This is a genomic window from Chryseobacterium turcicum, from assembly GCF_021010565.1.
Taxonomy (GTDB): domain Bacteria; phylum Bacteroidota; class Bacteroidia; order Flavobacteriales; family Weeksellaceae; genus Chryseobacterium; species Chryseobacterium turcicum.
Map to the genome: position 1 here is coordinate 1,586,913 of NZ_JAJNAY010000001.1, position 15,797 is coordinate 1,602,709.

A 15,797-nucleotide genomic window follows, 5' to 3' on the forward strand; every position below is an offset into this window, starting at 1 on the left:
CTGAACTTTATAGAATTGTGTTAAAACTAATGTAAATGAATTTTGGTTAAATTTTAATCAAAAAAAATAGTATTTTTGTTGAAAATAGTTTAAAATGTTAAATGGTAGATTGCAATATTTGCTTCTTGTTTTGATACTTCTTGGTAATTTTACTTTTTCTCAACAGAGAAAAATAAGTGAGGCTACCAGCAAGCCATCAAATCTTACTATGAAAGCAGGTGCTTTTATTGATGTCAATACAGCAAGTTACCCAGAGTCTTCTTTCAATATCTCACAATTGGTAAAAGATGTGCTTATTTCCGGAGGTTCTGCTTGTTCTACGGCAAATGTTTCCAATGTTGTAGTTTCTCCCAATCTTTCAGCAGGTGACCAAACAAGAAGTTGGGGCTTTTTTAATAAAGGAACCACTAATTTCCCTTTTGCAAAAGGTATTGTACTAACTACAGGACAAGCTAGAAAAGCAGGGAATTCTTTTATACTAGGTGAATTAAGCGATGCGCTTCCCACTCAAGGCGACATTGATTTAGCAAATGCGTTAGGAATTTCTAATAATGTGTTAAAAGATGCGAGTTATATAGAGTTTGACTTCATTCCGACAGCAACTGAAATTAAGTTTAACTATCTATTTGCGTCTGAAGAATATTTTGGTGACTATCCTTGTGATTTTACAGATGGTTTTGCATTACTATTAAAGCCCAATACCGCTGGATCCACTTATACAAACTTAGCTATTCTACCCGCTGGTGCAGGTCCTGTTAGCGTTAAAAACATTCGTCCGTCAACAAGATTTAATGGTCTTCCTTTGGCTTGTGGAGCTTTGAACGCTCCATATTTTGGAGGTTATAATACATCAGCTATAGAAACTAATTTTAGTGGAAGAACTATTCCATTGACTGCACAAGCGACAGTCGTTCCAGGGCAGTCTTATCATTTTAAAATGGTTTTAGCAGACAATCAAGATTCTCAATTTGATTCAGGAGTCTTTTTAGAAGCTGGATCTTTTGATATCGGAGTACAGATTTTAGGTCCTGGAGGTGTACAGCTTCCGGCATCTATTAACGTTTGTGATAATACTCCACAGACTTTTACAGCTTCTACACAGGTTCCTGGAGCAACTTATGTTTGGTATTTTAATAATGGAGTTATTCCGGGGGCAACCAATGCTTCTTACACCGCTACACAACCGGGAATTTATAAAGTTGAGGTTACTCTTCCAGGGAATTCATGTCCTGGGTCTGCCACGGTAACGATTGTTGGAGGGACATCTCCTACGGTGCAAAACGCTACCTTGACGAGTTGTTATGCGGCAGGGAATGTTAATTTTAATTTGACATCAGCTGAAGCAAGCATCAGTACGACTCCAGGAGTTAGTTTTTCATACTATGTTAATCAGGCGGATGCAAATGCTGGAAATACAAGTGCAATTGGAACTCCTACCACATTTTCAAGTGCAGGAAGCCAAACAATTTATGTATTGGTGAAAAATGGTTTCTGCTCTAAAGTGGCTCAACTTCAATTGATAAAAGCTCCGCAGATTACGGCAACTATTGCAACACCAACAACTTTAAATTGCACCAATACCCAAGTAACTCTTAACGCTTCGGCATCAGTATATCCTGTAGGTTCTACATTTGCATGGACCACTACAGGAGGTAATATCGTATCAGGAGGTAATACTTTAAATCCGATAGTTAATACAGCAGGAATTTATACTTTAACTATTTCAAATACATATCAACCAGGTACCGTAGTTTGTACAGGAACGGCTAATGTAACAGTTTCTGGAAATAGTACCCCACCAATAACAACACTTACGGCGAGCAAAATATTGATTTGTGCAGGTGAAACTGTGATACTTACTGCAGGAGGAGGTATCACTTATACTTGGACAGGACTTACAGGAACAGGAAATACACAAACAGTAACTCCGGCTATAACTACAACTTACACGGTTACGGCACAAGGAGCAAACGGATGTGCTTCTACAGCACCAGCAACGATAACTATTGAAGTTTCACAACCGATAACTGTACAGAATGCAACACTCTTGAAATGTTATCAGCAAGGAAATATCACTTATGACTTAACGTCTGCACAACCACAGATGACTACAGTTGGAACTGCAACTTTTACTTATTATGTGCTTCAAGCCGATGCTAATGCAGGAAATGGAAACACAATTGCTGCTCCTACGACATTTCAAAGTGCGGGTAACCAAACAATTTATGTATTAGTAAAAAACGGAGGGTGTAGTTATGTGGTAACTTTACAGTTGTTGACTACAGCAGTTACCAATGTAACAATTGCGGCTCCACAAACCATTACGTGTGCTGTTCCTCAGATTACACTTAATGCATCTGCTTCTACGGTTCCGGCAGGGTCTACGATTCTTTGGACAACGGTGGGAGGAAATATTGTTTCGGGAGCCAATACCTTAAACCCAATTGTTAATGCAGGAGGTACTTATACTTTAACGGTGACTAATGTCACCCAGCCAGTGAATTTAACATGTACTTTTACGGCTACTGTAAATGTGATTGTAGATAAAGTTTTACCGGTAGTCACTCTAACTTCTACGTTTGCGCAAATATGTCCTGGTGAATCTGTAATACTTACTGCTGCCGGAGGTGTAACTTATACTTGGGCAACTTTAACGGGAACGGGTAATACACAGGTTGTTTCACCAGCAGTAACAGCAGTATATTCTGTTACAGCTACAGGAGCAAATGGATGTGTATCTGCAGCTCCGGCAACAATTACCATCATTGTAGGACCGCCAATAGCTTTTATTGCAGCATCAAAAGCTAAAATTTGTGCCGGGGAATCGGTAACATTAACAGCAAGTGGTGGATTTACTTATAACTGGACAGGTCTTACCGGAAACGGAAATACGCAAATTGTAACTCCAGCAGTTACTACAACATACGAAGTTTTTGCATTAGGAGGAAATGGTTGTGTGTCAACTACACCGGCAAAAATCACCATCGAAGTTGTTCCGGCTATCGTTTCTACATTAGCAGATGTATCTGTTTGTTCTGGCGATTCTGCTACATTGGATGCGGGAGCAGGACCAAACTACACTTATCTTTGGAGTAATGGTGCCACTACACAGACTATTACAACCAATATTCCAGGTTCATATTCTGTTACGATTAGTAATGGGACATGTTCTAGATTGTTTACTGCACAGATTATTAATCCTGATCTTCCACAATTTACTAATGTAGTTTACGATAAGGAGATGCTTACTATTACAGCTTCAAACCCTAGTGGTGGAGTTTTAGAATATTCTATTGATGGTGGTGTCAATTGGCAGACTTCAAACATATTTTATAATGTATTAAAAAATTCGAGTTATAATTTAATGGTAAGAAAACAGGGTGCTAAATGTGGCAATTCTTTAGAGTTCTTTACTTTTGTTTTAAATAATGCGATTACTCCAAATAATGATGGAGCAAATGATTATATTGATTTTAATGGAATTATCAATTATAAAAACTTTGCCGCTTCAATATTTGACAGATACGGTGCCGAATTATTTAAAGCAGATAAATCAAATACCAGATGGAATGGTTCTTTAAAAGGTATTAATTTACCAACAGGAACTTATTGGTATCGCGTACAATATGAAAACCCAGCGAGTAAAAAACTCGAATTAAAATCCGGATGGATTCTTCTGAAAAACAGAGAATAATTTTTTCGCAAAATAAAGACAAAGCCTTTCTAATTTTGAAAGGCTTTGTCTTTTATAAAAGGCTGTTGTTTTTGAAATAATTCTAGGTCAATTATTAGCAGTCTGTTTCAAAATAAATTAAGTTTATTCTTTTCAAACTCATGAATAATATCACTAAAAATTGATTTTCTTGAGCTTATGAATCTAGGGAATGGTAAATAAACATCATTTAATTTTAATCATTGACAAAAAAAACTTATTTTAGTTAGACCAAAATTTGTCAAAATATTAATATTAAAATATAGATGGGAGTACTTGTTACCAACGAGACAGTAAAACAGCTGTTTCATATTGCACAGTCAATTGCAAGAGAAAATTATAACGCTACTTACGATGGTCCGCATATTTTGCAGGCTTTAATGCATAAAGATATAGGCTTAAATGAGTTTCTGAAAACCATAGATAAAGATCCCGGATATTTTTACGAATGGGCAGATGTGCGTATCGAAGATTATCCGAAAACCACTCATCTTCCGGCAGAAGTTGGAGAAGGTGAATCTGTAGATCAGATTTTAGAAGAAGCGGATGATATTCGATTAAAGCTTGGTTTAGATGAGATTACTCCGATTTGTATTCTTACAGCAATTGTAAAACCGCAGGTTGCTTTTACGTTACAACAATTAAAGTCACTTCCTTTAAGAGAACACGAGATTTTTAATTTATATCGAAAAGATACTCCTTTTGCAGCTTCAGATAATGGTGATATTTCTTCTCTGTTTGGAGGTTCTTCAGATTCTTCTTTTCCTTCAATTAAAAGTTATTGTATAGACCGAACTGCGCAGGCAAGAAACGGAGATATAGAAAACATTATAGGTAGGGATAAAGAGCTTCGAATGTTGGTGGAAATCCTTTGCCGTAGAAGTAAACCTAATGTAATTATCGTAGGTGAACCGGGTGTTGGTAAAACCGCTTTGGTAGAAGGTTTTGCAACAGAAATTATCAAAGGAAATGTTCCTGAGATGCTGAAAAATGCAACTTTGCTGGAGCTTGATACTGGAGCTTTATTAGCCGGAACGTCTTATAAAGGTGAAATTGAAGACCGCCTGAAAAAAGTAATTAACGAATGCAAAAAAATTGAAAAAGCAGTTTTATTTATTGATGAAATTCACACGCTGTTAGATCCAAAAGGAAGCATCGGAAATATCGGAAATATCCTTAAACCCGAATTGGCAAGAGGTGAGATTACGGTAATTGGAGCTACTACTCAGGAAGAATATAGGAAAATTATTGAGCCTGAACAAGCTTTTAACAGACGTTTTGAAGTGTTGACGGTGCTTGAGCCGGATGAAAAAACCTGTGTAAAAATGATTGATGTTTTGTTGGATGGTTATAAAAAACACCACGGAATTGAAGTCGAAAAAACAGCAATTCGCGAATGTGTACGTTTGGCAAAGCGCTATGCAAAAGGAAAAAAACTTCCCGATGCAGCGATTGACCTTTTAGACCGAACCATGGCAGCAATCAAAATGCTTGATGAACTTTCGGAAAAAGAACTCGAAAGCTGGAAAGAAATTTATGAAAATATTTTAAAAGAAGAATATTTTGATGATAAAGATAAAGCCGATGAATTGATATGGAATTACAATTTATTAAGAGATAAAATCAGTCCTATTTTGTGGGGTTCTCTAAGCGAGCAGCCGCAAATTGATAATTCTATGCCGATAGAATCAATTCAAAAAATAATAGAAGAAACGTATGCCGAACTTTTACAGCATGCGGCTAAAAAAAGAGAGAAAGTTGACCGTCTCGAATTGGCTGCGGTAATGGCAGCAAAAACCAATATTCCGATTGGGAAAATTCAGGCTCAAGAGAAAGAGAAATTGCTGAATATGGAAGGTCTTCTGATGAACAGAGTGGTTGGTCAGGATCATGCCTTGAAAATACTTTCAGATGCTATTGTTGAAAACCGAAGTGGTTTAAACAAGCCAGGGCAACCTATTGGTTCATTTTTCCTTTTAGGACCGACCGGAACAGGAAAAACAGAATTGGCAAAATCGATGGCAGAATTGCTTTTTAATGACGAAAAAGCAATGGTACGTTTTGATATGTCAGAGTTTAAAGAAGAGCATTCTGCAGCACTTTTATATGGTGCTCCTCCAGGTTATGTAGGTTACGAGGAAGGAGGAATGTTGGTGAATAAAATTAGGCAGCAACCATACACCGTAGTTTTATTTGATGAAATTGAAAAAGCGCATCATTCGGTTTTTGATGTCTTTTTACAGATTATGGACGAAGGAAAAGTACATGATAAACTCGGAAAAGAAGGAGATTTCAGCAACGCTTTGATTTTGTTTACTTCAAATATCGGTAGCGAAGAAATTGTAAAACAGTTTGAAGAAGGTAAAGTTCCCGAATCGAATTCATTAATGCAGATTATGTCTAATTCCGGGAAATTCAGGCCTGAGTTTTTGGCAAGAATTACAGAAATTATTCCGTTTGCACCGATTACAGAATCTATTGCGGAAAGAATTTTTAATATTCAATTAAAATCGCTCCACAATTCATTAACCAGATTGGGAATGTCATTGAAAATAAGTGATGAAGCAGTAAAGAATTTAGCATTAAACGGATTCAGCAGTAAATACGGTGCAAGACAAATTTCGGGTGTTATAAGATCGCAATTGGCAAGACCAATTTCGAAAATGATTGTACGAGAAGAAGTAAAAGCCGGACAAAACCTATCAGTAGACTGGAATACTGAAGAAGAAAAAATCAGCTGGAAAGTAGACTGATTTCACAAGTCTGTATAAATTTTAATTTTAAATTAATTCTCTCGCAGATTTAGCTAATCAAGCTGATTTATTAAAATTCGCAAAATCTGTTTAATCTGCGTGAATATTAAAAGAGAATATTCATTTTTAGAATATAGAAAGCTTAGAAACACATAAAAATGAAACCAAATTTCAAGAAAATTATTGTAGCTGCAGTATTTTTAAGTTGTTCACAATTTGCAGATGCTCAGTTTATTTCAGCATCTGATACTTCAGAAAGCAGTGTGAAGAAATACCAGAATATCATTGAAGCCAATAAAGAAGTGGTCACTTTTATTGAATATTCTATGGTGGAAAAAGGTTTGCCGAAGCATTTAAGAAACTTAGCTTTAATAGAATCTCATTTCAACAGGAATGTTACTTCAAGCGCTGGAGCAGTAGGAGTGTGGCAGTTTATGACCGCCCATGCCAATCAATATGGGCTTACAGAAGATCGCCGAAATGACTTGTACAGAAGTACAAAAACAGCCGCAGTTTCGCTGAAAAATCTGTATAAAAAATACAATAATTGGGTAACGGTTGTGGCAGCATACAATTGTGGGGAAGGGAATATTGCGAAGGCAATGCAGGCTGCAAATTCTACGCAATATCATGTTTTTTCTAAATATTTGCCTGCAGAAACCATCAATCACGTGAAAAAGTATCTCAATGCATGTTATGCAACAGGAGAATTGTCATTGGTTTTAGATAATTACAATAATGCGAGAACAATCGCTCTTCTTAATACAAGAAATACAAATGCTACCGAAATTCCTTTGTCTGAAACTGAAATTAATGCCGGATTTAAACTCAATGTGATTGCAGATGAATTGAAAATCGAAATGAATGATCTCCTGAGTTGGAATCCAGAGATTGTTAGTACTTTAGAAGCTGATGGCGAGAGTAAATTTTTTCTTCCAACAGATTTAATGCCCGATTTTTTAATGAAAAAGAATGCGATTCTCTCGAAGTCGATACGTACAAAATAAAACAAAATCCGAAGTTATTATTCTTCGGATTTTGTTTTGTGTAATTTAAGCAGATTCTATTTCAATTTCTTTTGTTTTGTTATTCCGCTCAATAACAATCTTCATTTTCGAACCAAAAAATTTTCTAAGAAAAGAGTACATTTCACAATTGTTTTTTGGAGGTGTTTCACCATTGATACTTATTAATGCATCACCTAGAACCAAATTCTCGACTCTTGTAGAAAGTATTGTTATCATATTTTTTTCTTTCTCAAAATTATAATTGACAGAAAATCCTAGATTATGCAGAGCTGTATCATTAATACTTTCAGTATTCTGATTTACCTGTTTTATAAAAAGTTTGTGATTTTTTAAATCTAAATAGGAAATAAACTGTTTGCTAAAATCAAATCCCATATTATTAAAATCATTTTTTGAGGTTTTAAAAACCTGATTAGTTACATTAAGGTTTTCAATTTGTATTTCCGCATTGTATATTTTATGGTGTAAATCTTTATCATTATTCACACCGTGTATTCCATAGTTATTGCTCTTTGTATGATATGAAATATGCTGATTTTTTTCTATATATTTATTTAGTTTAAAATCTGTGGTACTTAATCCTCCGTTGCTTCCGGTATCAAACTGTACAAATCGTTTCTGTTTTCCTATTGTTATAGGCATATATGGAGCAGAAGTTTTTTGGAGTTTAATTTTGGTAAAACCAATAAGATGATTTTCATTAAATGTTGAAGGAGTGTGAAAAACAATTTTTTTATTGTCAGGATTAATTTCCACAATATAGTTTTCCATTATATCTCGTCCAATAATTCCACTTATTTTTAAGTTCGTACAACTCATTTTTGAGAATAAATTTAAATCGGTATAAAGCACTTCTTGGTCAGTGTAGTTTTGATTTAAAAAATTAAAAGAAAAATTCACAGCATTGATTGATTTTCTTTCACTGCCAATTCCTCCTATGTTCTCAATAATTTTTGAAACAGGAAGATTGGGAAAAACTTCTGAGTTTATGCATGTCATAAATGCTCCAGTATCAAAAACAAATTGATGATTTTTCCCCTCTACTGAGACATGAACAATAGGCCATCCGTCTATGATTTCAAATGGAACTGATAATTCCTGAGCTTGGTTTTTTGTAAATGATAAAAACAAAATAAATAATAAGGAAAGCTTATACATAATGATTAAATACGATTGATATTAAAGTGATTTTTTTGTGAAATTTACCTCTTTTTAAAGATATGAAAAAATGTTGAAAATGCTTTAAATGCACAAAAAAATGAAAGTCTAGTTAAAAATAACATAACTTGTATCAAACAAACTAAAAAGTCCGAAACTTATCAAGTTTCGGGCTTTTTTTTAATATCAATATCTAAATATGAGAATTAAGGATTTGAGATAATCAATGTTGATGGAATATCCGATAACCAAAGGCTTTTAGAATCGATTAAACCGCGCCAGCTTTTCTTGCTGATTAGCATTAAATCCTGCGACTGCAAAAATTCTTTTTCAATCTGTTTTTCGTTGTATAAAGTGATGTGATTGGGTGCAACCTGTTCGATGCTTCTAATCAGTTCTTTCACTTCAATATTATTTCTGATTTGTCCTGCAACATCCAAAATAATGATTTGTGAATTGTTATTATTAATCAGTCTTTTGGCATATTCAAGCAAATAGAAATCACTTAAATTAAAGATGGGAATAAACACTCTGTCTGCTGAATTAAAGTCTCTGTCTACCAATACTCCAACAGGAATATTGGTATTATCCAAAATCTGCAATGTAGAATCATCAAATGGCGAATTGTTGAAAATGTTGCTTTTCCCTTTTACAGTATTCAATAGTTTTTCAGGATTGATAATCTTCGTGGTGAAACCTAAAAGCCTTCCTAATAAACTCCCTTCGTACATCGATTTTCCGAGCATAATGAGAAGAAGATCGTAATTTCCTTTGTTTGAAATATTGGTCAAATCATTTTCAATATCAGTAGAAGCTTTGAAAAGAGTTGTTACTTCAAGTTTAAGTTCCTGCGAAGTTTCGATTACATTTTTAAACTGTTCTTTTTCAAAATCTTCAATATCAAAAGCGTGCAATTCATCAACTGGAGCGATATTCATTGCCGTTACACTTTTATTACCATTCATTTTATTCGTAAGGTTGTCGGCAAGTTTTAGTAATGTACTTCCTGATTCTGGAGTTTCAAAAGATAAAAGCACTCTGTATTTTGCATCATTATCATCATGATCTTCTTCTTCCAATGAAGATTTTTTTCCTTTAAAGAAATAATTGATGATGTCTAGACAAGGTCCGGTCATGAATGTAGTAAATAATGCCATGATGACCAGCATGGTGAATAATTCAGGTCCTAAAACTCCAAGATCGTAACCGATATTTAAAACGATAAGTTCGGTAAGACCTCTTGTATTCATCAATGCACCAATGGTAAGACTGTCTTTCCAGCTTAATTTTAGGAATTTTGCGGTCAGTGCGCTTCCTACAAATTTTCCTACAACGGCTGTAAGAATAATAAAACCGCCGATTTTCCAAAGGTGTGGGTCATTCAATAATCCGACTTGTGTTCTTAAACCTGTAAATACAAAGAAAAGCGGAAGCAATAGTACCAAGGCAACATCTTCTATTTTTTCGATAAAAAGGTTTCTGAATTTTACATTTTCAGGCATAATGGCTCCTGCCATAAAAGCTCCAAATAATGCATGAATTCCGATAACTTCTGTGGCGTATGACGAGATAATAAGAATTAAGAAAAATACAGCAACCAATGCTTTGCTGATGAAACCTTTTCCTTTCTGAGATTCTGCAATTCTGTGTAAAAAGGGTCTCACTGCTTTAATCATAATAAAAACGTAAACAATCGCCATAATAATCACGAAAATAGATCCTGAAAAAGATCCTGCTTTTACCACTGCAATTACCGCTGCCAAAATACACCATGCTGTAATATCATCGGCTGCAGCACAGGTAATAACGACAGTTCCAATCTTCGTTTTATGTAAATTCCGCTCCTGTACAATTCTAGCAAGAACCGGAAATGCGGTGATACTCATGGCAATCGCTATAAATAAAGCGAAGGAACTGAACTGAATTCCTTCCGGAGCAAATTCTTTATAAATGAAATAAGACAATCCAACTCCCAATGCGAAAGGAATAATGATACTTGCGTGACTGATGACAACGGCATCGTGTGCTTTTTTTCTTAAAACACTCAAATCAAGCTCCATTCCGACAATATACATGAAGAGAATTAAGCCTATTTGACTTAAAAACTGTAAATTTCCCAGAGATTCTGTCGGGAAAATGAATGCTGAAAGTTCAGGAAAATACAATCCAAAAAGCGAGGGTCCTAAAACAATACCGGCAATCATTTCTCCAATTACGGAAGGTTGTTTCAACTTCATGCATATCCATCCAAATAATTTTGCGACCAAAATAATCGTAACAATCTGAGCCAGTAAAAGTGCTAAAGGATGATGAAGATTTGATAAGAAAGAATCGGTGAAATTCTCCCACATTGTATTTCCGGTAGCTTTATTGGGTGTAATATTTTCTCCTATTTCTAATGTTTTTCCTTCAACGAAAAACCAATACATCAGGCATGAAAAAAAGATAATCGTTGCTACATAAAAAATAATATTTCGATATTTCCCCATATTCAATAGTCATTTTATTTGAATGCAAATTTCTAAAGAATAAACGGATGTAAAAACTTGTTTTTTTTGAAATGTAACGAATATGCAGAATAATGTAATGAAAAGAAGAGATCTGTAATCTAACCTTTGTCTATGAAAAAATCCCTTTCAGAAACTAAAAGGGATTTGTAATGTTTTATAATGAAACGGTAGTTTTAAGAAATCAATTTCATGATTTCTAAAGCTACTTTCAATGCTTCGGTTCCGTCTTCCAAAGAAACTTCAACGTTTTTATCTTCTAAAATCGAATCCGCAAAAGAATTTAATTCGTCCAAAATTGCATTATTAGCCTGAATATTTGGATACTCAAATAAAATCTGATTTTTTTCACCTTCAGCATTCTCAATAATCATATCAAATGGAGTAGGGTTTTCGGGAGCATCTTTCATTCTGATAACTTCTGCTTTTTTCTCTAAGAAATCAACAGAAACATAGGCATCTTTCTGGAAAAAACGACTTTTTCTCATCGCTTTCATAGAAATTCTTGAGGTTGTTAAATTGGCAACACAGCCGTTTTCAAACTCAATTCTTGCATTGGTAATATCCGGAGTTTTACTGACTACACAAACGCCGCTTGCATGAATATTTTTTACTTTTGATTTTACAACACTCAGCAAAATATCAAGATCGTGAATCATTAAGTCTAAAACCACAGAAACATCAGTTCCACGCGGATTAAACTCAGCCAAACGGTGAATCTCAATAAACATTGGGTTTTGAATATAATCTTTTGCCCCAATAAACGCAGGATTATATCTTTCAACGTGGCCAACCTGTGCTTTGATGCCGTTTGCTCTACATTTTGAAAGAATTTCTTCAGCTTGCTCAAGCGTCTGAGTCACTGGTTTTTCAATAAAAAAATGAAGCCCTTTTTCAATAGCTTTCAGAGCATAATCATAATGATACAATGTTGGAGTAACAATATCCAACATTTCTATTTGATCTAATAATTCATCAAAATTTTCAAAATATTTATATCCGAATTCAGCTTCTAGCTTTCTTCCGTTTTCTACATCTTTATCGTGGAAACCTATGAAATCATATTTATCAGACTGATTTAGAAGTCTTAAATGTATTTTTCCCAAATGTCCGGCGCCTACCAAACCTGCTTTTAACATAGCGTTGTAATTTTTGTAAAGATAATAATTTTAGGTATTAGTAAATAGATGATAGGTTTTAGGTTGATAAGTATTGATTGTTTTTTTACTTTTGTAGCTACACTATCTAATAACTGTTGATAATGCATGATTCGTTTGTACATAAAGGGAAAAGGAAAAATTTGGTTGAATATCTTAGATACAAGATTGGGATTTCGGATGAGAATGTACTTGCTGCAATAAATGCAGTACCGAGACACCTTTTTATTGAAAGTATTTTTGAAGATTTTGCCTATGAAGATCGTGCTTTTCCGATATTGGCGCATCAGACAATTTCTCATCCTTCAACGGTGGCAGAGCAGTCTGAGCTTTTGCAGGTGAAGCCAGGAGAAAAAGTGCTTGAAATAGGAACTGGTTGTGGGTATCAAACGGCTGTTTTATTGGCGATGAAAGCCTTAGTTTATACGGTTGAAAGACAGAAAGATCTTTTCGATTTTTCTAAAAATAAACTGAGAGAAATGCACTTGTACCCAAAGTTTCAAAGCTTTGGAGATGGTTTTGCAGGACTTCCTACTTTTGCACCTTTCGATAAAATAATTGTGACTTGTGGAGCCGCAGTTTTACCTACTGAATTATTAAAACAATTAAAGGTAGGTGGGAAAATGGTAATTCCTTTGGGACCGACCGATCAACAGGTTTTGTATCGATTTACTAAAATTTCTCCTACTGAAATTGAAAAAGAAGAATTTGGTGCGTATAAGTTTGTGCCGATGTTGAATAATACAAATCAGTAAAATATATAAAAGCAAACAATAAGTCATGAAATATTTAGCTTTTATATTCTTGATATTTTTAATTACAATTTCAAATGCGCAAAATGTTATTTCGAAATATGAGTTGCAAACGATTTTAAAAGAGTCTTTACAAAAATCTAGGAATATGGTTTCTACAGCAAATAACAATTGGAGTTATGATAACACAAATGATGATTATTATAAAAATGATACAATTGTTTTAAATTCCGCAAGAAGTTTTAAGATGGATTGTTGTAGAGTCATAAACTGGAGTTTTTATGAAAACGAAAGATGTGTAATTGAAAACGCAAACTATTGTAATGAACCGCCGACAAAATTAATTTCAAAAAAAGAAGATTATGTAACTCTGGAAATAATTGAGCTGTGTGGAGAAACTTATATAGAACAAAATAATTTAAATGGTATTTTAGATAGGTTTAAAATAATAGAATTTTTACGAAATAAACTACGTGGAATTGGCGAGGACGAATTCGATTATACGTTAAAATTATTTCGAATTAGAAAATAAATTAGTTGTTTACTGACAGATATGATCAATCCCGATATTTTAGATTATAACGAAAGACAATCAGATTCAGACAAAGAAATTTGTAAAATGCTTTCTCAATTAATTGATTCTGGTTTGAATGATGCTGAGAATAAAATCTGGCACGCTCATCCTGTCTGGTTTTTAGAAGGAAATCCAATTGTAGGGTACAGCAAACAGAAAAAAGGAATTCGTTTGATGTTTTGGAGCGGAAAATCTTTTAATGAAGAACAATTGAATGTCGTAGGAGAAAAATTTCAGGATGCCTCTATATTTTATAATAATGTCAACGAAATTATCGAAACTGATATTCTGCGTTGGCTTAAAAAGTCTGTGGAAATTCAGTGGGATTATAAAAATATTGTAAAAAGAAAAGGCGAGTTGATTAGATTGAAATAAATTACTTAAAGAGATTAATCTGAGGTTTTTCGGAATGAAAATTGAACTTTAGTTTAAATGAAATCAAAAAAATAAATCAATAATAATGAATAAAAACCTCACTTGTAAAAGTAGTGAGGTTTTTATTTGTCTAAAAAATAAATAATGAAAGTTTTTATAAACAAAAGAATTCCCGAAATAGGAATTACCATGCTAAAAGAAGCCGGATTGGAAGTGATAATTCCGGAAAATGATAATCTGTCACGTGAAGAATGGTTAGAATACTGCAAAAAAACAGACGCTGTTTTAAATGTTGGCGGTAATCAATTTAACCAAGAATTTTTTGAGGAATGTCCTAATGTAAAGGCAATTGCATTGTTCAGTGTAGGTTTTGACCATGTTGATATTAAAGAAGCCAACAAAAGAAATATCCCAATAGGAAATACGCCGGATGTTTTGAGCCGTGCTACTTCGGATGTTGCATTTTTGTTGATGCAATCGGTTTCTAGAAGAGCGAGTTTTTATTTTCAAAAAGTAAAAGACAGAAATTGGGGTAATTTTGACCCTTTATATGAACTTGGACAGGAATTGTACGGTAAAACTTTGGGTATTTTCGGTTTAGGCAGAATCGGTTTTGAAATGGCCGAAAAATGCAAGAAAGCTTTCGGAATGAATATTATTTATCACAACAGAAATCATAATGAAGAAGCCGAACAAGAACTCGATGCAAAATATGTTTCTTTTGATGAATTGATCGAGAAATCGGATGTTTTAAGCATTCATGCCAATTTTAAACCCGAACAAAGCAATCTTTTCAATGCTTCAGTGTTTGAAAAGATGAAAAAGAATGCCATTTTTGTAAATACTGCAAGAGGTGGTTTTCACAATCAGAAAGATTTGTATCAGGCTTTGGTTTCCGGAAAGATTTGGGGAGCCGGTTTAGATGTTACCAATCCTGAACCTATTGAAGATAATGACCCTATTTTACAATTGTCGAATGTGTGCATTCTTCCACATATCGGTTCAGCAACCATTGAAGCCAGAAACGGAATGGCGAGGTTGGCGGCAGAAAATATCATTGCTTTTTCTAAAGGAGAAAAAATGAAGCATATTGCCAATCCGGAAGTGTACTAAAATTTGAGATTTAAAGTTTTAAATTTAGGATTCTAATTTGATTGATGGTTTTGAAAAAGTATACAATTTCCAACTTGATTCTTTCAACTTTTTCCTTGTTTCTTATCTAATTTGGAACTATTTTTGACTATTATTCATCAACACTAAAATAAAATTATTATGATCACTGAAGATAACAAAAACGAGCAAGACAGAAGATTGGAAGAGATGGATTATAAGCCAAGTGAAGATATTTTTAACAAAGAAAAACACATTCCTTTAGATGGAAACGGAAATCCTATTATCAATCCGGCTCATATCAACGACGGAATGCCTTATGGTCTAGATATTCCTGGAGCTGAAGATGATGATAACTTTGAGCAAATCACCAATCAGCTTCCTGATGAAGAAAATAACCTCTACAGCAGAAGCGATAATGAAGATGATAATGAAGAAGAAAATGAAGATATTGTGAGCTAAAATATAAATCCCTGCAAAAATTGATTGCGGGGATTTTTTGTGTGTTGTAAAATTAAGGATCATAATTTTAAACTGAATCATTGTTGTCCAGTAAAAATTAGAAATACAATTAACAGTTCGCTCCTCAGGAGCTTTAATGATAAAAGAACCTCTATTTTCTATTAACACTTTGCTCCTAATGGAGCTTTATTAATCCCATCGGGATTTTC

Annotated in this window: 11 protein-coding genes; 8 read left to right on the forward strand and 3 right to left on the reverse strand. The window is 34.1% G+C overall.

The window, feature by feature from the left end; genetic code table 11:
* Positions 1-94 precede the first annotated feature (94 nt).
* The 3 genes from LO744_RS07220 to LO744_RS07230 all read left to right on the forward strand — a co-directional run bounded on the left by LO744_RS07220 (position 95) and on the right by LO744_RS07230 (position 7,472).
* Complete coding sequence (locus tag LO744_RS07220; RefSeq protein WP_230668414.1) at positions 95-3,694, forward strand: choice-of-anchor L domain-containing protein; 3,600 nt, start codon at positions 95-97, stop codon at positions 3,692-3,694.
* A 284-nt stretch (positions 3,695-3,978) separates the two neighbouring features.
* Positions 3,979-6,465: an ATP-dependent Clp protease ATP-binding subunit gene (locus LO744_RS07225; RefSeq protein WP_230668415.1), complete on the forward strand. Its 2,487-nt coding sequence runs from the start codon at positions 3,979-3,981 to the stop codon at positions 6,463-6,465.
* A 158-nt stretch (positions 6,466-6,623) separates the two neighbouring features.
* A complete protein-coding gene (locus tag LO744_RS07230) occupies positions 6,624-7,472 on the forward strand; it encodes a lytic transglycosylase domain-containing protein (RefSeq protein WP_230668416.1) in 849 nt (282 codons plus the stop codon).
* 45 nt (positions 7,473-7,517) lie between these two features.
* On the opposite strand, the gene LO744_RS07235 is transcribed toward LO744_RS07230, so the two are convergent.
* The 3 genes from LO744_RS07235 to LO744_RS07245 all read right to left on the reverse strand — a co-directional run bounded on the left by LO744_RS07235 (position 7,518) and on the right by LO744_RS07245 (position 12,297).
* A complete protein-coding gene (locus LO744_RS07235) occupies positions 7,518-8,651 on the reverse strand; it encodes a protease (RefSeq protein ID WP_230668417.1) in 1,134 nt (377 codons plus the stop codon).
* 206 nt (positions 8,652-8,857) lie between these two features.
* Positions 8,858-11,140: a cation:proton antiporter gene (locus tag LO744_RS07240; protein WP_230668418.1), complete on the reverse strand. Its 2,283-nt coding sequence runs from the start codon at positions 11,138-11,140 to the stop codon at positions 8,858-8,860.
* Positions 11,141-11,334: 194 nt separating this feature from the next.
* Positions 11,335-12,297 (reverse strand): Gfo/Idh/MocA family protein, encoded by a 963-nt coding sequence (locus tag LO744_RS07245; RefSeq protein ID WP_230668419.1) that lies wholly within the window; start codon positions 12,295-12,297, stop codon positions 11,335-11,337.
* Between the two features lie 122 nt (positions 12,298-12,419).
* Between LO744_RS07245 and LO744_RS07250 the strand changes: the two genes are divergently transcribed.
* The 5 genes from LO744_RS07250 (at position 12,420) to LO744_RS07270 (ending at position 15,588) form a co-directional block, all read left to right on the forward strand.
* The gene (locus LO744_RS07250) at positions 12,420-13,070 is read left to right on the forward strand and encodes a protein-L-isoaspartate(D-aspartate) O-methyltransferase (protein ID WP_230668420.1); all 651 of its coding nucleotides are present in this window, start codon (positions 12,420-12,422) and stop codon (positions 13,068-13,070) included.
* A 25-nt stretch (positions 13,071-13,095) separates the two neighbouring features.
* A complete protein-coding gene (locus LO744_RS07255) occupies positions 13,096-13,599 on the forward strand; it encodes a hypothetical protein (RefSeq protein WP_230668421.1) in 504 nt (167 codons plus the stop codon).
* A 21-nt stretch (positions 13,600-13,620) separates the two neighbouring features.
* Entirely contained in the window at positions 13,621-14,016 is a 396-nt protein-coding gene (locus LO744_RS07260; protein WP_230668422.1) for a DUF1801 domain-containing protein, read from the forward strand.
* A gap of 144 nt (positions 14,017-14,160) precedes the next feature.
* Positions 14,161-15,129, forward strand: coding sequence for a 2-hydroxyacid dehydrogenase (locus tag LO744_RS07265; RefSeq protein WP_230668423.1), 969 nt, complete (start codon positions 14,161-14,163; stop codon positions 15,127-15,129).
* Positions 15,130-15,288: 159 nt separating this feature from the next.
* Positions 15,289-15,588, forward strand: coding sequence for a hypothetical protein (locus LO744_RS07270; RefSeq protein WP_230668424.1), 300 nt, complete (start codon positions 15,289-15,291; stop codon positions 15,586-15,588).
* Positions 15,589-15,797: the final 209 nt, after the last annotated feature.